General features: G+C 72.2%; 17 protein-coding genes. 4 read left to right on the forward strand and 13 right to left on the reverse strand.

Features of this window, described 5'->3' with window-relative positions; genetic code table 11:
* Window position 1: 1 nt before the first annotated feature.
* The 4 genes from KVT44_RS32680 to KVT44_RS32695 all read right to left on the reverse strand — a co-directional run bounded on the left by KVT44_RS32680 (window position 2) and on the right by KVT44_RS32695 (window position 4,191).
* On the reverse strand, window positions 2–1,492 hold the full coding sequence (locus KVT44_RS32680) for a family 43 glycosylhydrolase (protein WP_308314179.1): 1,491 nt from the start codon (window positions 1,490–1,492) through the stop codon (window positions 2–4).
* A 162-nt stretch (window positions 1,493–1,654) separates the two neighbouring features.
* A complete protein-coding gene (locus tag KVT44_RS32685) occupies window positions 1,655–2,377 on the reverse strand; it encodes an FAD:protein FMN transferase (protein ID WP_217570835.1) in 723 nt (240 codons plus the stop codon).
* A gap of 4 nt (window positions 2,378–2,381) precedes the next feature.
* Entirely contained in the window at window positions 2,382–2,843 is a 462-nt protein-coding gene (locus KVT44_RS32690) for an FMN-binding protein (RefSeq protein ID WP_190171514.1), read from the reverse strand.
* 10 nt (window positions 2,844–2,853) lie between these two features.
* Window positions 2,854–4,191, reverse strand: a complete 1,338-nt coding sequence (locus KVT44_RS32695) for a ferric reductase-like transmembrane domain-containing protein (RefSeq protein ID WP_217570837.1) — start codon at window positions 4,189–4,191, stop codon at window positions 2,854–2,856.
* 91 nt (window positions 4,192–4,282) lie between these two features.
* Here KVT44_RS32695 and KVT44_RS32700 point away from each other — a divergent pair, with 91 nt between their 5' ends.
* Entirely contained in the window at window positions 4,283–5,047 is a 765-nt protein-coding gene (locus KVT44_RS32700) for a response regulator transcription factor (RefSeq protein ID WP_229889185.1), read from the forward strand.
* The gene (locus tag KVT44_RS32705; protein ID WP_308314180.1) at window positions 5,044–6,537 is read left to right on the forward strand and encodes a HAMP domain-containing sensor histidine kinase; all 1,494 of its coding nucleotides are present in this window, start codon (window positions 5,044–5,046) and stop codon (window positions 6,535–6,537) included. Before KVT44_RS32700 ends, KVT44_RS32705 begins: the two co-directional genes overlap by 4 nt.
* A gap of 51 nt (window positions 6,538–6,588) precedes the next feature.
* On the opposite strand, the gene KVT44_RS32710 is transcribed toward KVT44_RS32705, so the two are convergent.
* The 7 genes from KVT44_RS32710 to KVT44_RS32740 form a co-directional block, all read right to left on the reverse strand.
* Complete coding sequence (locus KVT44_RS32710) at window positions 6,589–7,311, reverse strand: alpha/beta fold hydrolase (RefSeq protein WP_217570839.1); 723 nt, start codon at window positions 7,309–7,311, stop codon at window positions 6,589–6,591.
* Between the two features lie 33 nt (window positions 7,312–7,344).
* A complete protein-coding gene (locus KVT44_RS32715) occupies window positions 7,345–8,316 on the reverse strand; it encodes an alpha/beta hydrolase (RefSeq protein ID WP_217570841.1) in 972 nt (323 codons plus the stop codon).
* Window positions 8,317–8,454: 138 nt separating this feature from the next.
* Complete coding sequence (locus tag KVT44_RS32720; protein ID WP_217570843.1) at window positions 8,455–9,351, reverse strand: helix-turn-helix domain-containing protein; 897 nt, start codon at window positions 9,349–9,351, stop codon at window positions 8,455–8,457.
* A gap of 172 nt (window positions 9,352–9,523) precedes the next feature.
* On the reverse strand, window positions 9,524–11,422 hold the full coding sequence (locus KVT44_RS32725) for a BTAD domain-containing putative transcriptional regulator (protein WP_254650203.1): 1,899 nt from the start codon (window positions 11,420–11,422) through the stop codon (window positions 9,524–9,526).
* Entirely contained in the window at window positions 11,401–12,198 is a 798-nt protein-coding gene (locus KVT44_RS32730) for a helix-turn-helix domain-containing protein (RefSeq protein ID WP_217570845.1), read from the reverse strand. The genes KVT44_RS32725 and KVT44_RS32730 overlap by 22 nt, the downstream gene beginning before the upstream one ends.
* A 114-nt stretch (window positions 12,199–12,312) precedes the next feature.
* The gene (locus KVT44_RS32735; protein WP_217570846.1) at window positions 12,313–15,222 is read right to left on the reverse strand and encodes a BTAD domain-containing putative transcriptional regulator; all 2,910 of its coding nucleotides are present in this window, start codon (window positions 15,220–15,222) and stop codon (window positions 12,313–12,315) included.
* A gap of 118 nt (window positions 15,223–15,340) precedes the next feature.
* Window positions 15,341–16,246: a LysR family transcriptional regulator gene (locus KVT44_RS32740; RefSeq protein WP_099920029.1), complete on the reverse strand. Its 906-nt coding sequence runs from the start codon at window positions 16,244–16,246 to the stop codon at window positions 15,341–15,343.
* A 141-nt stretch (window positions 16,247–16,387) separates the two neighbouring features.
* Here KVT44_RS32740 and KVT44_RS32745 point away from each other — a divergent pair, with 141 nt between their 5' ends.
* Window positions 16,388–17,500 carry a M20 family metallopeptidase gene (locus KVT44_RS32745; RefSeq protein ID WP_217571034.1) on the forward strand — a complete coding sequence of 371 codons (1,113 nt, stop codon included), beginning with the start codon at window positions 16,388–16,390 and terminating at the stop codon, window positions 17,498–17,500.
* Here the strand turns inward: KVT44_RS32745 and KVT44_RS32750 are convergent.
* Window positions 17,487–17,954, reverse strand: a complete 468-nt coding sequence (locus tag KVT44_RS32750) for a hypothetical protein (protein WP_217571066.1) — start codon at window positions 17,952–17,954, stop codon at window positions 17,487–17,489. The two genes, KVT44_RS32745 and KVT44_RS32750, sit on opposite strands and share 14 nt — an antisense overlap.
* A gap of 542 nt (window positions 17,955–18,496) precedes the next feature.
* Here KVT44_RS32750 and KVT44_RS32755 point away from each other — a divergent pair.
* On the forward strand, window positions 18,497–19,240 hold the full coding sequence (locus KVT44_RS32755) for a YcnI family protein (protein WP_217570849.1): 744 nt from the start codon (window positions 18,497–18,499) through the stop codon (window positions 19,238–19,240).
* A gap of 16 nt (window positions 19,241–19,256) precedes the next feature.
* Here KVT44_RS32755 and KVT44_RS32760 read toward each other — a convergent pair whose 3' ends face one another.
* On the reverse strand, window positions 19,257–20,234 hold the full coding sequence (locus tag KVT44_RS32760) for a helix-turn-helix domain-containing protein (RefSeq protein ID WP_099920028.1): 978 nt from the start codon (window positions 20,232–20,234) through the stop codon (window positions 19,257–19,259).
* Window positions 20,235–20,319 lie beyond the last annotated feature (85 nt).

Raw genomic sequence — 20,319 nt, forward strand, 5'->3', positions numbered from 1 at the left:
GTCAGACGGTGGGCTTGAGCTGCCACTGCTGGCAGGTGTTGCCGAGCCAGCTCCACTGGCGTACGTCGACGCCGTCGCCGGTACCGCAGCCCGCCACGTCGGCGACCTTGCCGCTGTTGGCGTTGGTGATCCGCACGGAGTCGCCGCCGGTGTAAACGAGCCGGAACTTCTGGCAGTTGTTGTTCAGCCACGACCACTGGCGCAGGTCCGCCCCGTCGGCGGTGGAGCAGTCGGCGGTGTCCATGACCTTGCCGGTGGCGACATCGACCAGCCGGCTGGTGTCATTGCCCTGGTCCTCGATCCGCCACTTCTGGTTGGCGCCGCCGTTGCAGGTCCACTGGAGGATGTTGGCGCCGTCCGCGGCGTTGCCGCCCTCGACGTCCAGGCACTTGCCGCTGTTGCGGTTGACGATCGTGTACGCCGTCGGGGTCGTCGCGCTCTCGCCCGAGGGGCCCGCGAGGGTGGTGCCGATCGCGACCGGAGTGCCGAAGTTCGGCGTGCCGTCCGCGTTCCAGGTGAACTTCTGCGCCCGGGTCGTACGGCCGTTGCCGCAGCCACCGCCGGATGAGCTGTTGGCGTGGTAGACGATCCAGTTCTCGGTGCCGTCGGGGGAGGTGAAGAACCCGTTGTGGCCGGGGCCGTAGACGCCGGCCGCGTCATCGCGCTGGAACACCGGGGTCTGCTTCTTCGTCCAGGAAGCGGGGCTGAGCGGGTCGCCGCCGGTCAGTTCGAGTTGGCCGAGTTTGTAGTCGGCGGTCTGACAGGAGCTGGCGGAGAAGGTGAGGAAGGTCCGGCCGTCGTGGTAGAGCGGCTCGGGGCCCTCGTTGACCGGGGCGCCGGAGGTCTCCCAGCTCAGCGTCGGGCTGGAGATGACCGTGAAGGTCGAACTGCTCAGCGTGTACGGGTTGCTCATCGGCGCGATGACCAGGCTCTGCTTGCCGCCGCCGACGAAGCCGCTGCCCACCAGGTACAGCTTGCCGTTGTACGTGAGCACGCTGGCGTCGATCAGCCAGCCACCGGGGTCGAGGTTGGAGCCGGTGAGACTGTTCTTGTACGTGTACGGGCCGAGCGGGTCGGTGCCCGCGCTCTGAAGGACGTGGGTGCGCTGGGTGTCGCAGCAGGCGGCTCCGCTGTTCGCGGCGGAGTAGTACAGGTACCAGTGGCCGTCGAAGAAGTGGATCTCCGGAGCCCAGATGTTGGCGTTGCGGCCGGCGGTGGTGTCCGACCAGATCTGGACGCTGGGGGCGGTGGCGAGCCCGGCGAGCGTCGGTGACCTGCGCATGGTCAGCTCGTTGGTGAACGTCGTGGTGACCAGGTAGTAGTCGCCGTTGTAGTACTCCAGCCAGGGGTCCGCGCCCTTCTGGGACTTGACGGGGTTGGTGTACGGCTGCCCGGCGGCCGCGGCGGCGGGCGTGGTGGGCTGGGTGAGCAGCGACGCGAACAGGGCCAGCAGTGCTGCCCCCAGGACGAACCAAGAGCGGGTGCGGAACACGGCGGGTCCCCTTTGACGGCCGAGAGTGTTCGAAATCGCGAACACTGTGCGGAGCTTCGACCAGAAGTTACGTTTCAGGCAGGGGCACGTCAATGCTTCCGGCATGTTTCGAGTCCGGTCGCCCGCAAGGGACTTGGGGCTCGCCCGGCCGCACAGAGGTGGTCATCCGGCCACAGGAAGCCCCGCCGTACGCAGGACCCTGCGCTCGGCGTCGACCGCGAACACCTCGCACCCCTCGCGCGACGCGACCCACTCGACGCCCTCCGCGCCCATCGCGAACGCCGCCGTCGCCGTCGCGTCCGCCTCGGTCAGTGACGGCGCCACGACGGTGACGCTGAGCAGCCCGGTGGCCGGGCGGCCGGTGCGCCCGTCGAGGATGTGGTCCCCGCGTTCGTAGCGCGCGGAGGTCGCCACCGCGCCGTCGGTGATCTCCAGCACCGTGCACAGCCGGTCGGCCCGCTCGGGATGGCGTACGCCCACCCGCCAGGGACCGCCCGCGGCCACCACGTCACCACCGGCGTTCAGACAGAACCGGGAAGTCCCCCGACCGCTGAGGAGGTTGGCGGCCCGCTGCACCGACCAGCCCTTCACCATCGCGCAGGGGTCCAGGCCGCGGCCGGGCAGCCGCACGTCGAACGCGCCGCCGGTCGCGACCCGGTACTCCTCGCACAGGCCGAGGACCTCGGTCAGGTCCGGGCTGAGCTCGTGGGGGGTGAGCTCACCCCGGTCGAGCCGGGACACCTCGCTGTCCGCACGGAACGGGCTGAAGCGGGCGTCGACCTCGCGCAGCCACGCGAACACGGGGTCCGCGGTCTCCTCGGACGCGTTCTCGTCGTCGATCCTCAGCGAGACCGGGAACCCCATCACCTGTTCGACGCGCCGCATCCCGCTATCCCTTCGCGTCGAGGGCGGCCTGCAGCGACGTGACGTATCCGTCGCTGGTGATCGTGGCGCCGGACACCGCGTCGATGTCGGCGCTCTGTGCCTGGAGCGTCTCCTGGATCAGCTTCGGCACGGCCGCCGTGGTCTGCGGGTGGTTCGGCTGCTGGAGCATCCGCACCGAACTGATCTTGTCGCCCTCGAAGGTCACCTCCACCTGCACGGCGCCCTTGGAGGTGTTGACGGTGGAGCCCTGGACGACTTGGGAGGCCGCGGCCGAGGACGACGCGGACGAGGAAGGTGACGAAGAAGACGAAGACGACGACGAGGAAGGCGACGAAGAAGATGAAGACGGAGTCGAGGCGGGCGCGGCGACCTCGGTGGTCGTCGTCGTACCGCTCGACGGTGCGTAGCGCCACAGCGGGATCAGACCGGCGATGGACAGGGCCACTACAGGCAGTGCTCGTTTCACGGTGTCTCTCTCATCCCGCCAGGCTGAAACGCTCGAAGTGGATCTGCGGCCTGGGTACGCCCAGGTCGCGGAGGGTGCGCAGCACCGCGCTCGTCATGGCGGGCGGCCCGCACACGAAGACGTCCCGTTCGGCGACGTCCGGAACGAGCCGCGCGAGCTCGCGCGGCGCCAGCTTGTCCGGTGTGGCCGGTCCGGTCACCACGTGCAGCTCGGCGCCCTTGGCGTACGCGAGCTCCCGCAGCTCGTCGAGGAGCACCGCGTCCCGGTCCGTGGCCACCCGGTAGATGAGCACGACATGGTCGTGCAGGTCCTCCAGCAGGGCCCGGATCGGGGTGATGCCCACGCCGCCCGCGACGAGCAGGGTCTCCGAGCGGGTGCGGTGCAGGGTGGTGAAGGCGCCGTAGGGGCCCTCGGCGAAGACCCGCGTGCCCACCTTCAGATGCCGCAGGGCCGCGGTGCCCTCGCCCGCCGTCTTCGCGGTCAGCCGCAGCCGGTTGCCGTCGGGGGCGGCCGACAGGGAGAACGGGTTCGCCTGCCACCAGCGGTCCCTGGTCAGGAACCGCCACAGGAAGAACTGCCCCGCCCGCGCGGGCAGCAGGTCGAGGTCGCGCCCGGTGACGTAGATCGAGACGACGTTGTCGGACTCGGGGACGACGGCCGAGACCCGTAGCTGGTGGCGCAGGTTCCGCCACACCGGCAGGACCACCCGGCCCAGGAACACCGAACCGAGCGCCACGCCCCACAGGCCCCACCAGTAGGCGGTGGCCGCGGACGAGGTGGTGAAGGTGGTGCCCACCGCGACCTGGTGCGTGAAGGCCAGCACCACCGCCACATACGTGTAGAGGTGGATGAAGTGCCAGGTCTCGTAGGCCAGCCGGCGCCGCGCGAAGCGGGCCGACACCCCGCCGATCACGAGGATCAGGGCCAGCGCGACGATCGCCCGCAGCACGCCCTCGGTCGTCGTGGCCAGCTCCACCAGCTCGTCCCAGAAGGACGCCGACGCCGCACCCGCGTAGCCCAGGGCGATGAACAGCGCGTGCGACAGCAGCGTCCACAGCAGGCCGAAGCCGACCCAGCGGTGCCAGGACGTCAGCCGGTCCATGCCGATCCGGTGGTCGAGCCACGGCAGGCGGGCCACCAGCAGCAGCTGGAAGGCCATCAGGAGCGCCCCGTACAGGCCCGCCAGCCGGCCGAGCATGATCAGGGTGTCCGAGCCGGGCCCGGCCTGGAGGAAGAACACGGTCACGACGGCCGCGTTCGCGGCCAGCAGGGCGTACAGCCCGGTGCGGGCCACCACCTTCGGGCGTATCGCCGTCGGGGGCGGCTGGACACGTTCGACAGTGGTCACGGAGAGCAGCTCCTCGTTCGGGTGTGGGGACACCGAGCCTGCCCGGTGGGAGCTGTCGTTTTCCTGTCGCTCAACTTTCAAGTGTTTATCGATGTGGATCAGGGACGTCGGCGGCTATGGCGTCGGCGGCCACGTCACGCACTATGAGCAGGTGGAAAAAGTGCGCCTCCTGGTCGTGGACGACGACCCTCCCATCGCCGACCTCGTCGCGACGGTCGCCCGCTACGAGGGCTGGGAGGCGATGACGGCGTACTCTGGAGAGGACGCGCTGCGCCGGGCCGCCGAGTTCCACCCCGACATCGTGGTGCTCGACCTGATGCTGCCCGGCCTCGACGGGTTCGCCGTCCTCGACCGGCTGCGGCAGTCCGGGACGATGGTGCCCGTCGTCTTCCTCACCGCCCGCGACGGCGTCGCGGACCGGGTCGCGGGCCTCACCCGAGGCGGCGACGACTACCTCGTCAAGCCGTTCGCCGTGGAAGAGCTCATGGCGCGGCTGCGGACCGTCCTGCGCCGCGCCGCGGGCCCCGGCTTCCAGCGCTCCGTGCTCCAGGTCGCCGACCTGACGATGGACGAGGACACCCGTGAGGTGCGGCGCGCCGACCGGCTGCTCACCCTCACCCCGACCGAGTACGAGGTCCTGCGCTACCTCATGCGCAAGTCGCCGACCGTCCTCACCAAGGCCCAGATCCTCGACCACGTGTGGGAGTACGGCTTCGGCGGCCGCTCCAACGTGGTGGAACTCGTCGTCAGCCGACTGCGCCGCAAGCTCGACGGCAACGGTGAGACCGACAGCGGCGAGTCGCTCATCCACACCGTGCGCGGCGTCGGGTACGTGGTGCGGCAGGTCGCCGAGTGAGCAGCCCCGGGACCGGCGGCGCGCTGCGCCGTCTGCGGGGCGCCTACCGCCGCACACGCCTGGGCACCCGGCTGGCCCTCGGCATCGGCGTGCTGTCCCTCGTCGTGTTCGCCGTCGTCGGCACGGCCCTGACGACGTACATGAAGGAGTACCTGGAGCGTCAGCTCGGCGAGCAGATGAAGCTCGTCCAGGTCACCCAGTCCAAGGACGCCCAGGCGCACGGCATCGTCCAGCGGCGGCCCTACTACGGCTGGTTCACCGCCGTGTACGACGTCCAGGGCCGTACGGCGGTCCTGCGCAAGCCCGCCGACGTCCCCGCCGACACCGCCGAGCTCACCGCCGTCGCCCAGGCGTTGCCGGACGGAGGTGACGCGCACCTGCTGCGCACCGCGCACATCGCGGGGGAGGGCACGTACAAGCTGCGTGCCTGCGAGGTCGAACCCGGCGTCGTCCTCGTCACCGCGGCGCCCATGCAGGACATGCAGGCCACCGTGCGGCAACTGATCACGGTCCAGGTCGTCACCTTCGCGCTCGCCCTGCTCGGGCTCGTCGTGATCGGCCGGACGGTACTGCGGCGCGGGCTGAAGCCCTTCAGCGACATGGCCCACACCGCCCGCGGCATCACCTCGCACAACCTCACCGGCTCGGCGGGGCTGGAGGTGCGGGCCGGGGGCGGGCGCGGTGGACCCGAGGTCGAGGAACTGCGCACCGCGTTCAACACCATGCTGGAGCACATCGACGACGCGCTCGCCGTCCGCACCGAGGCCGAGCAGCGACTGCGCCGGTTCGTCGCGGACGCCTCGCACGAGCTGCGTACGCCCCTGATGTCGGTACGCGGCTACGCGGACCTCTTCCAGTACGCCGCCGCCAACGAGCCCGAGGAACGCGAGAAGCACCTGGCCCGGCTGCGCGCCGAGGCCGCCAGGATGGGCGTACTCCTCGACGACCTGCTCCTCCTCGCCCGCCTGGACGCCGCCGAGGTGGAGACACCGCTGCGGCTGGAGGACGCGGACCTGACGGAACTGGCGCGGGAGGCCGCGGACGCCTTCCGCGCCGGGCGAGGGGAGCACGTGCTGTCCGTGACGGCCGGCCCCGACCCGGTGCGCCTGCGCCTGGACCCCCTGCGTGTCCGGCAGGTCCTCGACAACCTGCTCACCAACGCCGCCATGCACACCCCGGCGGGGACGAAGGTACGCCTGGAGGTGTCGGCCACGGGGGCGGGGCAGGCGGTGCGCGTCGGTTCGTCCGGCACGGCGGTCGTGCGGGTCTCCGACTCCGGGCCCGGGATCCCGGCCGCCGACCAGGAACGGGTCTTCGACCGGTTCTACCGCGTCGACAAGGCCCGCAGCCGCGACCGCGGCGGCAGCGGGCTGGGCCTCGCGGTCGCCCGCTCACTGGTCCGGGCACACGGCGGCACCATCGAGGTGACCAGCCGCCCCGGCTCGACGACGTTCACGATCCGGCTCCCCCTCCCGCCCGCGCTCCCGTGACGACGGGGGAGTGCATCCACACGGCCGCCGTCGGCTCGCTCGGCCGGTCGCTCAGCCGGTCGCGCGGACCGCGTCGCGGATCAGCTCGGCGACCACCTTCGGCCGGGACACCGCGACGGCGTGCGAGGCGCCCTCGACCTCCAGGATCGTCGCTCCCGCTCGCTTCGCGCCGAAGCGCTCGACCTCGGGGTTGATCGCCTGGTCCGCGGCGGCGACCAGGGCCCAGGACGGCTTGGTCTTCCACGCGGCGGCGGTGGCCGTCTCCGTGAACGCCCCGGCGGCGAGCGGACGCTGGGCGACCGCCAGGACCTTGGTGACATCGGCGGGGACGTCCGCGGCGAAGACGGCCGGGAACGCCTCGGGGACGATGGTGACCTCGACGGCCGGGTCACCGCCCTCGACCGGATACGTGGCCTGCTTCAGGCTGCTGCCCAGCGGCGAGTCGGGGAAGCGCCCCTGCAACTCGCCCAGGCTCTCGCCCTCCTCGAGGACGTACGCCGCGACGAAGACCAGGCCGACCACGTTCTGCGCGGTGCCCGCGACGGTGATGACCGCGCCGCCGTAGGAGTGGCCGACCAGCACGACGGGGCCGTCGATCTGCGCGGCCACCGAGGCGATGTACGCGGCGTCCGAGGCGAGAGAGCGCAGCGGGTTCGGCGGCGCGACGACGGGGATGCCGTGGTTCTGCAGTTCCGCGATGACGCCGGACCAGCTGGCGGCGTCGGCGAACGCGCCGTGCACGAGCAGGGCGGTGGGGGTGGTGTTCCCGGACATGACTGTTTCTCCTTGTCGGTCTTGTGGACCCGGTCAGCCCGCGTGCAGCGCGGTGTGCAGCGTGCGGGTGGCCATCGTCAGTGCGGCCTCGGCGGCGTGGGTGCCGCGCAAAGCGTTGAGCATCACGAAGTCGTGGATGATGCCCTGGAAGCGCACGGCGGTGACGGGCACTCCGGCCGTACGCAGCTTGTTGGCGTAGGCCTCGCCCTCGTCGCGCAGGACGTCGGCCTCGCCGGTGATGACCAGGGCCGGGGGCAGGCCGGTGAGCTGCTCGGTGGTGGCGCGCAGCGGGGAGGCGGTGATCTGGGCGCGGTCGGCCTCGTCGGTCGTGTACTGGTCCCAGAACCACTGCATGCCGTCGCGGCGCAGGAAGTAGCCCTCCGCGAACTGGTGGTAGGAGCCGGTGTCGAAGTTCGCGTCGGTGACCGGGTAGAACAGGACCTGCTGGAGCAGCGGGACATCGCCGCGCTCCTTGGCCATCAGGGTCAGCGCGGCGCTCATGTTGCCGCCGACGGAGTCGCCGGCCACCGCGAGGCGGCTGCCGTCCAGGCCCTTGGACGCGCCCTGCCGCACGACCCACTGGGCGACCGTGTAGTTCTGCTCGATGGCGACCGGGTAGCGGGCCTCGGGCGAGAGGTCGTACTCGGGGAAGACCACCGCGGCCTCGGCGCCGACGGCCAGTTCGCGGACCAGGCGGTCGTGGGTGTGGGCGTTGCCGAACACCCAGCCCGCGCCGTGGATGTAGAGGATCACCGGGAGGGTGCCGGTGACGCCGGCGGGCTTGACGATCCGGGCCCGGACGCTGCCCGTCGGACCGCCCGGGACGGTGACCCATTCCTCGTCGATGTTCGGCATCTCGATCTCGCCGGACTGCACCTCGTCGACGGCCTTGCGACCCTCCGCCGGGGCGAGGTCGAACAGGTACGGCGGATTGGCGGTGGCTTCCGCGAAAGCGGCGGCCGCCGGTTCCAGTACAGGCTTGACCGGCTCTACGGCGTCGGACATGGGAATCTCCTGAGGCGTTGTTCCTGGGTACGCCGGGCAGTGCTCCGGCCTCGCAGCCACGCTAGAGGCGCGGTGTGGGCGTGAATGGTCCGTCAGCGCACCGCCGTTGAACTCACAGCGCCCAACGCGTCGACCACCTCAGCGGCGCCCGGCGGGCGCGCCGCGGCCGACGGTGTCCCGCCATTCGCTGGGCGACATGCCGTACGTGGCCCGGAAGACCCGGCTGAAGTGGGTGGCGCTCATGAACCCCCAGCGGTTGGCCACCGCCGCGATGGTCCGACCGCCCCGGGCCCGGATCATCAGGTCCCGGCGGCACTCCTCGAGCCGGCGCCGCTGGATCCACCGGCCGACCGTGGTGCCCTCGTCCTGGAAGAGCCGGTGCAGATAGCGCGCGGAGATGTGATGGGCCCCGGCGATCGTCTCGGGGGAGAGGTCCTCGTCGGTCAGGTGCAGGTCGATGAACTCCAGGATCCGGGCCCTCAGCGGTGTCCGGGCGTCGGGCGTCGCGATGGCGTCCCGGCCCAGCCGCTCGGTGGCGAGGGTGGCCAGCACGTTCACGGCGTTCCAGGCGAGCAGCTCGCCGACCGGCGGCCGGGACGAGGAGGCAGTGTCGGCGAGTTCGGACAGGAACGGTGACAGCAGGCTGCCCAGCCGGGACACACGGGGTACCGGCGTCCCCGCGAGCCGGGCCACATCGGCCGCGTCGAGCCCGAGCGACTCGTACGGCACGAGGAAGACCTTCATGCGGAAGCGTTCGGGGAAGTCGAGCGTCGCCGGACCGTGCGCGTCGTAGAAGCAGATGTCTCCCGGCCCGAGGAAGACGTCCTCGGGCTGCCGCGGACCGTGCGCGCCGCTCCCGCCTCGTACGCCTGCCGCACCTCGTACGCCTGCCGCGCCCCTTATACCTACGAAGAGGTACTCGCCGCTGTCCCGGGCGACCAACCGGTGTGCCCGCCGGGCCGGGTAGGGCCGGCCCGCCCCGGGCAGCTCCGCGGGCGCCGCGCCCGAGACGACGATGTCGAGGCCCATGGGCATACGGCACCTACCGGTCTCACCCGTCTCGTCCGTCTCACCGCGGTCGGTCCGAATGGTGCTGAAACTGGACGTCATCCGCCGTTGCCTCCGAGCCCTGCCGAACTGTCGAGAGGAGCGACGACGCCTCGTGGGACGGTCGTCCACTCCGCTCGGAGAGTAGGTCGGGGCGAGTTCAAAAAAAGTGACGCGGGAGTGACAGGGACTCCGTCGCGGCGGCCTCGGCGGCCTCCGCGAGCTCGGCGGCGAACGCGCGCAGGAGGGTGTGCACGGTGTAGTGGCCCGGCGTGTCCTCGCACACGAGATGGGCGTCGGCGAGACGGTCGAGGATCGTCCGGGCCTCGCGGGGCGACAGACCGGCGAGGCCGGCTGCGGTGTCCGCCGCGATGCCGGGGCCGGGGTGCAGCGCCACGAGGCGGAAGAGCCGGGCGTCGGCGGGCGGCAGCGACCGGTGGGACGCGGCGAACGCGGCGCGGGCGTCGGCCGTCCCGCCGACGCCCGCGAAGGCGTCGAGGCTCCCGTGCGCGGCGCGGAGTTCGGCGGCGAGGGCGGCCAGCGGGAAGTCGGGGCGGCTGACGGCGCGCGCGGCCACGATGGCCAGGGCCAGCGGCAGCCGGCCGCAGCGTTCGATGATCTCCTCGGTCGCCTCGGGCTCGGCGGCCGACCGCCGGTGGCCGACGCGCAGGGCCAGTGCGGCGCGGGCGTCGGCGGCGGACGGTGGTTCCAGACGCAGCGGCCGGGCTCCGAAGGCGATCAGACCGGGCAGCCGGTCACGGCTGGTGACCACGGCCAGACAGCCCGGGGCGGTGGGCAGCAGCGGACGTACGTGCTCGGCGCGGGCAGCGTCGTCGAGCACGACGAGGACCCGGCGGTCCGCCAGCAGCTCCCGGTAGAGGTCCGTGAGCGCGGCCAGGTCGTCCGGGAGGTGCCGGGGCGGCGCTCCGAGTGCCACCACCAACCCGCGCAGCGCCTCCACGGGTTCCGGCGCGGGCCCGGCGGCCGCATCGTGGCCGCGCAGCTCGACGTAGAGCTGACCGTCCGGGAACCGATGTGCGACCTCATGGGCCCAGTGCACGACCGACGCGGTCTTCCCGACGCCCGCCATTCCACTGATCAGGATCGTCCCGGGCGAACCGGAGGACGCCGCCGCCCCGGCGAGGGCGGTCAGCTCCCCGAGTTCCTCGCTCCGACCGGCGAAGACCGTCAGGCCGGGCGGCAACTGGGCGGGCCGGGCGAGGAGTCTCACCGGTTCGGACAGCGCTGTCCGAACCGGTCGGTGCACCGGGGGCGCGGACGCGCGCACCTCCTGACGGAGGACCCGGGTGTGGGCCGCGCTCAGCTCGGCGCCCGGGGCGACCCGCAACTCCGTGGCCAGTCGACGCCGTACCTCCTCGTACGCCGTCAGCGCCTCGGCCTGCAGTCCGCAGGCCGCCAGCACCATCACGAGCCGGGCGTGCAGGGACTCGTCCAGGGGCTCGAGGTCGATGGCCCGGCGCAGGCTCGGCAGCACGAGGCCCGCCGTGCCGCACAGCAGGGCCGCGTCGGCCGCCATCCGGGTGGTGAGCACGAGTTCGTGCTCCACGGCGCGGAACAGGGCGTGCTCGCGAGCCGACGCGGGGAGCCCCATCGCCACCGGCCCGCGCCACTCGCCGAGGGCCCCGACGAACTGCCGTACCGCCACCTCGGGCCGACCGGTGGCGACCGCACGCTTGCCCCGCAGGGTGAGCTCGCGGAACCGCAGCAGATCGATCTCGTCCGGCTCCGCGTCCAGGAGGTAGGCACCGGTGCGGCGCGGCAGACGACGGCCGGGCGCCCGGGGCGGCAGCCCCGGTTCGAGCAGCCGCCGCAGCGCACCGACGTACCGGCGCACCACGTTCGGGGCGCTGGCCGGCGGACGGCTCGCCCACAGCACATCCACGATCTCGCTCACCTGCACCGGCCGCCCCGCCCGCACCATGAGCAGCCCCAGGAGGGCGCGTTGCTGCGGGAACCCCAGATCGAGTTCCCGCTCGGCCCGCCGGACCCGCAACGGTCCCAGCACCTCGAACCGCATCACCTCGTCGAACTCTGCCATTCGCTGGGGGACATGCCGTAGGCGTCCCGGAAGGTGCGGCTGAAGTGCGAGGGGCTGCTGAACCCCCAGCGCTGCGCCACGGCGGCCACGCTCGGCCTGCGGTTCGCGCTCCGGCCCAGCTCACGCCGGCACGCGTCCAGCCTGCGCCGCCGTATCCACTGGCCCACCGTGGCGCCCTCCTGCTGGAAGAGCTTGTGCAGGTAGCGGACGGAGATGTGGTGGGCGAGCGCGATCGACTCCGGTGACAGATCCGGATCCGTCAGATGCTCTTCGATGAAGGCCTGGATCCGCGACACCGTCTCGGTACCGACGTCCGACGCGTCGGGGGTTTCCTCCCCGAGGAGTTGCATGACGAGCACGGCGACGAGGTCGACGGCGGAGCGGGCGAGCCGGTGGCCCGTCCTCGACCCGCGGAAGTCCGTCTCGGCGGCGAGCGCCGAGAGGAAGTTGGACACCAGCGCGCCGACACCCTCGTCGCCCCGCACGCGGCGGCCCATGACCCGGTGCAGGTCCGAGGGCGACACCCCCAGGTGACCGCGGGGCACCCGGAAGACCGTCAGCCGACAGGGGCCGCTGAAACGCAGGTGGTCACGCTGGGCCGGATCGTGGAACACCAGGTCGCCGGGGGCCAGGAACACCTGGGTGCCGCCCCGTGTCACCGAGACCGAGCCCTGGACGTGCAGTCCCAGGTGCAGGAACGCGTCGTCGGCCGTGTCCGGCAGCCGGAAGAGACGACGGACCGGTGCGGTGTCGCGTGACGTCACCGAGTCGATCATGAGGACTCCCGAGGTGAGATGTCGGGCCCAGGGCCCTGACTGAGGAAATTCTCGACGTCCATGCCCGTCCTTGTGGATCGTGGGCGTCTGCGCGGTCCGGGCGTTCGCGCGCGTTCACGCGGATCCGAGTCGCTCGGCGCGTTCACGCAGTCGGGCGCGGACCTGTTCGGCGTCGGGGTGGCCGAGTTCGGTGAGCAGGACGAGGGCCGCTCGCCAGGAGTCGCCGGCGCTCGCGTGGTTGCCCATCGCGAGGTGGGTGTCGCCGAGGCGGGTGAGGGTCTCGGCCTCCGGATACGGCACCCCGAGCTCCCGGTAGAGGGAGAGCGCGTTGCGGTAGCCGAGCAGGGCGTGCGGATGGCGGCCCAGGTGCTGGTAGGCGTAGGCGATGCTGTCCCAGGTGCCGGCCTGGCCGTAGCGGTCCCCCAGGTCCTGAAGCATGGTCAGGGCCTCGAAACAGTGGCTCAGCGCCTGCCGGTGCTCGCCGAGCAGGGCGTGGTACCAGCCCACGGAGTTGAGGACGCTGGCCTGTGCGGCTCGCAGGCCGGCGCTCCGGAACAGCTCCAGGGCCAGCTGGTTGTGGCGCAGGGCACCGGGCAGATCGCCCCGCCGCTCGCTCTCCCAGCCCAGACTTCGGTGGGTGTCGGCCCGTCCGACCGCGTCTCCCAGCCCGGTGAAGAGCTCCAGAGCGCGTTCGAGACGCGGGCGCGAGCGGTCGTGCAGGCCCAACCTGCCCTCCGCGCGGGCCAACGCCCGCAGTCCGCGGGCCTTCATCGCCGGGTCCCCGAGCCGCTCGGCGGCATCGAGCGCGGTCTGCTCGACGACCGCCCAGTCGTGCCAGGCTCCGCGCCGGTCGAAGAAGGGCTCGAGGGACCAGGCGAGCAGACAGGCGAGCCGGTCGTGACCGGAGCCCGCGGCCGCGTCGACGACGGCGAGCAGCCCCGCGTATTCGGCCGTGAGCCAGGCCAGCGCGGCGGTGTCGTCGGCGAGCGGCTCGGGGACGCTCTCGGGAGCGGGCGGCTCCAGCGGCATCGGGTCGTCGTGCGGGGCGAGCAGCAGACCGGCCGCGCGGGCGGTGTGCAGGCAGTGCTCGAACAGCCGCCGGACGGCCGCGCCGCGGTCCTCCTCGGAGTCCTGGGTGTGAACGAGTTCGGTGGCGTGGGCGCGCAGCAGGTCGTGGAAGGCGTACCGGCCGGGAGCGTGTTCGTCGAGGAGGTGGACGCCGGTCAGTTCGCTCAGCAGCCGCCGGGTTTCGCGCACCGGACGTCCGGCGAGGGCGGCCGCGGCCGGTACGGAGAGGTCGGGGCCGGGATGCAGGGCGAGCAGCCGGAAGAGCCGGGCGGCCGGTGTGGAGACGGCGGCCAGGGACCAGGAGAAGACCGCGCCGACGTCCGCCGAGGTGTCGGGGCCGGCGAAGGCCTCCAGACTGCCGTGCGCCGCGCGCAGTTCGGCGGCGATCGCCGACAGCGTGAAGTCGGGGTGGGTGGCCGCGCGGGCGGCGACGCAGGCCAGGGCGAGCGGCAGCCCGGCGCACAGAGCGGTGATCTCGGCCACGGCCCAGGGCTCGGCGTCGACGCGCGCGGCGTCCAGCCGCTGGGCGAGGAAGGCGCGGGCCTGGTCGGCGTCGAAGGGACGCAGGGTCAGTGAGCGGGCTCCGTGCGCGGCCACCAGCCCGGACAGCTGGTTGCGGCTGGTGACGATGGTGAGACACCCGGGGGTGCCGGGGAGCAGGGGTCTCACCTGGGCGGTGTCGCGGGCGTTGTCCAGCAGGACGAGGAAGCGGCGCCCGGCCAACAGGCTGCGGTAGAGCGCGGCTTGGGCGTCCACGCCGTGCGGGACGCGCTCGGGCGGCACGCCCAGCGTGTCCAGGAACCCGCGCACGGCCTCGGCCGGGTTCATGACGGCGCCCGACGGGTCGAACCCCCGCAGATTGACGTAGAGCTGCCCGTCGGGGAATTGGTCGGCGACCTGATGGGCCCAGTGCACGGCCAGCGTGGTCTTCCCGATTCCGGCCATGCCGCCGATGGCGCTGATCACCACCGTCTGCGCGGGCGCCCTCTCACCGGTGAGCGGCCCGAGTGCCTCGTCCAGTTCGGGTTCCCGACCGGTGAACGTCGGCAGGTCGTGGGGGAGTTGGGCGGGGGCCGGCACCGGGGGTGTCCGTGGATCGATGGAACCCGGGCCCGTTTCACCGGCCGAGGAGGCGACCGCGCCCGTCTCGGCCACGTCCGTCCGGGACACGTCCGTCGCCGCCGTGCCGGGGTCGTTCAGCAGCACCGTCCGGTGGGCTTCGCGCAGCTGAGGACCCGCGTCGATGCCCAGCTCACCGGCGAGCCGGGCACAGGCCTCCCGGTAGGTGCTCAGCGCCTCGGCACGACGAGTGTCGGCGGCCAGCGCGAGAATCAGCCGTGACAGCAGGGGTTCGTCCAAGGGATGCTCGGCGGCGGCCCTCCGCAATTCGGGCAGGACCGTGCCGGGGAGACCGGCGAGCAGCGCCGCGTCGGCCGCCTCCCGTACGGCGGTGACGTACTCGCGGCTGAGCAGGCCGAACGCCGGGTGCGCCCGTACCTCTGCGCCGATCCCGGTGGCGACCGGCCCCTGCCACAGGGACAGCGCCTCGGCGAACAGCTTCGCGCTGCGTGCGGGCACCTCCTCCGCGGAGGCCCGCCGGGCCTGGTCCCGCAGTTCACGGAAGCACAGGAGGTCCAGGGAGCCGCTGTCGGTGAGCAGTCGGTAGCCGCCCGCGTCCCGTACCAGCCAGCGGCCCGTCGCCCGTGCGGGCAGTCCGGGCTCCAGCAGCCGGCGCAGCGCACCGACGAGACGGTGGACCACGTTGACGGCGCTGTGCGGCGGGCGGTGCCCCCACAGCGCGCCCACGATCTCGTCCATGCCGACGGGTTGATCGGCCCGCACCAGCAGCAGCGCCAGCAGCGCCCTCTCCTGAGGACGCCCCAGGTCCAGTTCCGTTCCCGCCCGCCAGACTCGGACCGGCCCCAGAACCGAGAACCGCACCTGCTCCAGCCCCAATTCGCCCCCTCCTCAAAGAATCCCCCAGGGATTCCACCCCAGGAATTCCACCCCAGGGATTGACCTTACGTCACGGAGTGTGTTACCGCGCGTCACAGCCCGCCCGGACCGGTGTGGACTACTGGAGCGTTCCGAGACGGTCCTCAGCATGCTCGCGCAGCAGGTCCCGTAGTTTCAGTGCCGCCGGCAGCGGGGCGGCGGGCAGTGCCAGGTGGATCGTCCGGCGCAGAGCGGGGTCGTCGAGGCGGCACAGGGCGAGTGCGGCCGGGACCGCCCAGGCGGCCAGTGAGGGGACGAGCGCCACCCCCAGCCCTGCGGCCGCGTAGCCGAACTTGCCGGTCCACTCCGCGATTCTGATGATCTTCCTCGGGCTGAAGCCGGCCCGGGCGCAGGCGTCGGCGAGCATCGTGGGACGGTCGCCGTACGCGTCCTGGAGCCATGCCTCGTCGCGCAGATCGCGCAGGTCGATCGAGCCGGCCCCGGCCAGGGGATGCTCGCGGTGGAGGGCGACGAACAACTCGTCCTCCAGCAGCGCGGCGGTCGTGATGCCGTCGGCCGACGGCAGACCGGACGGATAGTCGCTGACCACGGCGAGGTCGAGCTCCCCTTCCGCGAGGCGCTCCATCAGCGCGGCGCTCCGGCCTTCGACCGCGACGACCGAGACGTCCGGCCTGGCCCGCCCGAACTCCCGCAGGGCGGCGGGCACCAACGAGATGTTCGCGGTCGCGAAAGCTCCCACACGGAGCGTCCCGCCGTGGCCCGCGTGGATCACGGTCAGCTCCTGCTCCGCCCGCGACAGACGGTTCAGTACGTCCACGGCGTGACGTCGCAGCGCCCGACCCGCGGGATTCAGCCGTACTCCACGGGGGAGTCGGTCGAACAGCGGCCCACCTGCCTGCTGTTCCAGGGAGGCGATCCGCCGGGACACCGCGGACTGCGTGTAGTTGAGCCGGACTGCCGCGCCGGTGAACGACCCGGTGTCGGCCACGGTCACCAGCAGACGCAGCGCGTCGATCTCGAACACATCGCCTCCGGCGCATCCCGTGAACACATTCCTTCAGCGCATGGCTTCCATGCAATCCAGTCGCTGGTGGAATGTCCAGCCCCTTCGTAACGTCTGATGGCGTCGCCGAACCGAGGAGGAAGCGTGACCGCGTTGCCTGCGATGCTGGCCGATCTCGAGGAACTGGTGGTCCGCGAGTCCTTCTCCGCCGACCACGCGGCACTGGCCCGCAGTGCCGAGGTGGTCGGCGCCCTCGGAGCGAGACTGCTGGGCGCGGCTGCGGAGACGATCGTGGTCGACGGTGTGACCCACCTGCGGTGGACCTTCGGCACACCGCGCGTGCTGCTGCTGGGACACCACGACACGGTGTGGCCCGTGGGCTCGTTGGAGACCCACCCCTGGTCGGTGGCCGACGGGATCGCCAGGGGCCCCGGGGTCCTGGACATGAAGGCGGGGCTGGTGCAGATGTTCCACGCGCTGGCCTCCCTGCCGTCCCTGGAGGGCGTGTGCGTGCTGGTCAACGGGGACGAGGAGATCGGCTCCCCGACCTCCCGGGAGCTGATCGAGGAGGCAGCGCGCGGTTGCGCGGCCACCTTCGTGCTGGAGGCGTCCGCGAACGAGGAGGGCGCGCTCAAGACCGCCCGAAAGGGCACCTCACGGTATGAGGTCGTGGTGCATGGCAAGGCCGCCCACGCGGGGTTGGAACCGCACAGGGGGATCAACGCCGCGGTCGAGGCCGCTCACCAAGTGCTGGCCGTCGCCGGTCTCGGGGCCTCGGCCGGTGCCGCCGGTACCACCGGTCCGGTTCTGGGGGCAACGACCATCACGCCCACCCTGATGTCGGCAGGCAGCACGCTCAACACCGTGCCCGCGCTGGCGCGGATATCGGTGGACGTGCGTGCGCCGACGCTTGCGGCACAGGACCGGACGGACGAGCTCATGCGGGCGCTCACCGCCCGGACGCCCGGCGCCCGGCTGACGGTACGGGGCGGCAAGAAGCGGCCGCCGATGGAACCGGAGTCCTCCGCCGAGCTGTTCGCCCTGGCCTCCCGCATCGCGTCGGAGCTGGGCCAGGAACCACTGCGGGGGGTCGCCGTCGGCGGCGCCTCGGACGGCAACTTCACGGCGGCCGCGGGCTGCCCGACGCTGGACGGTCTGGGCGCCGTCGGCAGCGGTGCCCACGCGGACACCGAGCATGTGCAGGTCGCCCGGATGATCCCCCGTACCCGCCTGCTGGCCCAACTCGTCGCCCGGACCCTCGTCACTCCTGCGTGAAGCAGAGGCTCGTCATCACACGGACGCCCCGGTCCGCGCCGGAAACAGCCGGTAGCCGGATGTCCGTCTCTTCGTCGACGGCGAGCAGTTCCCAGGGGATTTGAGCGACCCGGGGCGACGGCTGGATCCGGACCAGTGGGCGCGCGCCGCCCACGGACACGTGGCGCAGCTGCTGTGTCAGACCCACGGGCCACAACGCCTCGGCCGGTCGCCGCCGGACCGCGTTCAGATCGCCCGGGAACTGAACGGTGTCCGCGTCCGACTCGTAAAGGGGAGCAGGTCCGACCAGGTAGGACGTGGCGGTGGTGCGGATGCGCGGTGAAGGGGAGAGATCCTCCGGCTGCCTGGCGGCATCGGGTGACGTGAACGTGTCCCTGGCGGTGCGGAGTCTGCGCGCGGCCGTGTTCGCCGTGCTGTGTGTGCTGCTCGCCGCCGGGGGACATGTGCTGGCCATGGGCGCGGCGCCCCCCGTGTGGGTGCAGGTCGTCGGCGCTCTGCCGGTCTTCGTGGTCGGCTGTCTGCTGGGCGGGCGGGAGCGTTCGCTGGTCGGTATCGGCGCTGGGACGCTCGCGGCCCAGGGAGGGCTGCACCTGGCGTTCGACGCCGGTCGGCCGCACGCCGTGATGGCCATGCACGGGCTGCGCATGTCCCATACGCATCCCCACTCCCATGCGCTGACACCGCACGCCACCGCCGCCCATGTCGTGGCGGCCCTGGTGCTGACCTGGTGGCTGCGGCGTGGCGAGGCCGCGCTGTGGTCGCTGCTGCGGCGGGCGGTCGTGTTCGTGCCGGGGCTGGCTGCCTGGTGGCAGGTGGCAGGTGGGTTCCGAGGCGTGTCGAGTACGCCGGAACCGGCGCGCCGGGCTGCCCAGGGGGCATGGTCACCGCGGCGGTTGAGGCTGCGGTACGCCGTACACCGGCGCGGGCCGCCGACGGGGATGTCGTACGCCGTCCGACCCTCGACATCCCTCCCTCAGTACGGAGATCCACTCGCTCATGTCCACGACACGCACCACCCTGCGCCGCGCCGGCCTCGTCACCGCTCTCGCCGCCACCGGAGTCCTGACCGCCGCGGGCGTCGCCTCCGCGCACGTCACCGTCCACCCCGAGAGCTACGCCAAGGGCGCCACCGACGGTGTCCTCACCTTCCGTGTCCCCAACGAGGAGAACACGGCCGGCACCACCAAGGTCCAGGTCTTCCTGCCCACCGACCACCCCGTCCTCGGTGTGCTCGTCACCCCGCAGGACGGCTGGACCGCCAAAGTGACGGACACGAAGCTCAAGACGCCCGTCAAGACCGACGACGGCACCATCACCGACGCCGTCTCCGAGATCACCTGGACCGGCGGCAAGATCGGGGTCGGACAGTACGAGGACTTCGACGTCGCCTTCGGCCAGCTGCCCGACGACACCGACCAGTTGACCTTCAAGACACTGCAGACGTACTCCGACGGCAAGACCGTTCGCTGGATCGAGGAGGCTTCCGGCGGCCAGGAGCCGGAGAACCCGGCGCCGGTCCTCAAGCTCACGGCCAAGAGCGCGCAGGACGGGGACAGCGGCGCCCCGTCCGCCTCGGCGGCGACCTCGAAGACCTCCGGCAGTTCCAAGCCGACCGCGTCGAGCAGCGATTCGACGGCTCGCGGGCTCGGCATCGGCGGGTTGGTCGTGGGTGTACTGGGGCTGGCCGCGGCCGTGTTCGCGGTCCTGCGCAGCCGCTCCGCGGGATCCCGGGCCGAGTAGGCCGGCTGGGACACCGTCAGTGTTGGCGTTGCCGGTCGTCGTTGGAGTCGGTGCGGGGTCGTGAGCGGAAAGTTCGGCGGTAGGTGTCCGGAGGCACGCCGACCGTCCGGTTGAAGTGTCGCCGCAGCGTTGTGGCGGTACCCATGCCGGTGGCTGTCGCGATGGCGTCGATGACATCGTCGGTGGTCTCCAGCAACTCCTGTGCGCGGCGGATCCGTTGTGTCAGCAGCCATTGCAGCGGAGTGGTGCCGGTCACCGCCCTGAAGTGGCGGCCCAGATGGCGCGAACTCATCCGGGCCCGGCGTGCGAGGTCCTCCACGGTGAGTGGACGGTCGAGGCGTTCGACCACCCAGGGGAGCAGCGCGGCGAGCGGGTGGTCGTCCCGGGTGGGCACCGGGGCGGCGACGAACTGGGCCTGGCCGCCCGCTCGGTGCGGCGGCACGACCAGGCGGCGGGCGACGGCGTTGGCGACGGACGAGCCGTGGTCGAGACGGACGAGGTGCAGGCACAGGTCCATCGCGGCGGCCTTGCCGGCGGAGGTGAGCACGCTGCCGTTGTCCACGTAGAGCACGTCCGGATCGACCTCCACCCGCGGGTAGCGGGCGGCCAGGGCCTCGGTGTGCGCCCAATGGGTGGTCGCGCGCCTCCCGTCCAGCAGGCCGGCGGCGGCCAGCACGAACGCGCCCGTGCACAGGGAGGCCACGCGCGCCCCCGCCTCGTGGGCCGCACGCACCGCGCCGACGAGATCGGCGGGCGGGTCCTCGTCGGCGTCCGCCCAGCCGGGGACGATCACGGTGTCGGCATGCCGGAGCCGGTCCAGCCCCTGGTCGGGCTCCAGCCGGAACCGGCCGAGCCGTACGGCGTGCGACCCGCAGACCTCGACGTCGTACCAGGGGACGGCCACGTCGACCGGAGCGGCGCCGAACACCTCGTACGCCATGGACAGTTCGAAGTGCAGCATCCCCTCGGTGACGGCCAGCGCGACGGTAACCATGTCCGGAATTGTACGGGGGACGTCGTTCCGGACACTCACGATGAGGTGCCCGTCCTCGCCAGGATGTTCTCGGCGGATCATTCGA

Source organism: Streptomyces sp. GbtcB7 (assembly GCF_019091445.1).
Taxonomy (GTDB): Bacteria; Actinomycetota; Actinomycetes; order Streptomycetales; family Streptomycetaceae; genus Streptomyces; species Streptomyces mirabilis.

Excerpts from the sequence above, each read along its gene's own strand:
- KVT44_RS32725 (WP_254650203.1), bottom strand. The coding sequence starts at position 11,422 with ATGGCAGAGTTCGACGAGGTGATGCGGTTCGAGGTGCTGGGACCGTTG.
- KVT44_RS32760 (WP_099920028.1), bottom strand. The coding sequence starts at position 20,234 with ATGGTTACCGTCGCGCTGGCCGTCACCGAGGGGATGCTGCACTTCGAA.
- KVT44_RS32720 (WP_217570843.1), bottom strand. The coding sequence starts at position 9,351 with ATGCCCATGGGCCTCGACATCGTCGTCTCGGGCGCGGCGCCCGCGGAG.
- KVT44_RS32730 (WP_217570845.1), bottom strand. The coding sequence starts at position 12,198 with ATGATCGACTCGGTGACGTCACGCGACACCGCACCGGTCCGTCGTCTC.
- KVT44_RS32755 (WP_217570849.1), top strand. The coding sequence starts at position 18,497 with ATGTCCACGACACGCACCACCCTGCGCCGCGCCGGCCTCGTCACCGCT.
- KVT44_RS32685 (WP_217570835.1), bottom strand. The coding sequence starts at position 2,377 with ATGCGGCGCGTCGAACAGGTGATGGGGTTCCCGGTCTCGCTGAGGATC.
- KVT44_RS32745 (WP_217571034.1), top strand. The coding sequence starts at position 16,388 with ATGCTGGCCGATCTCGAGGAACTGGTGGTCCGCGAGTCCTTCTCCGCC.
- KVT44_RS32700 (WP_229889185.1), top strand. The coding sequence starts at position 4,283 with ATGTGGATCAGGGACGTCGGCGGCTATGGCGTCGGCGGCCACGTCACG.
- KVT44_RS32710 (WP_217570839.1), bottom strand. The coding sequence starts at position 7,311 with ATGTCCGGGAACACCACCCCCACCGCCCTGCTCGTGCACGGCGCGTTC.
- KVT44_RS32750 (WP_217571066.1), bottom strand. The coding sequence starts at position 17,954 with ATGGCCAGCACATGTCCCCCGGCGGCGAGCAGCACACACAGCACGGCG.
- KVT44_RS32715 (WP_217570841.1), bottom strand. The coding sequence starts at position 8,316 with ATGTCCGACGCCGTAGAGCCGGTCAAGCCTGTACTGGAACCGGCGGCC.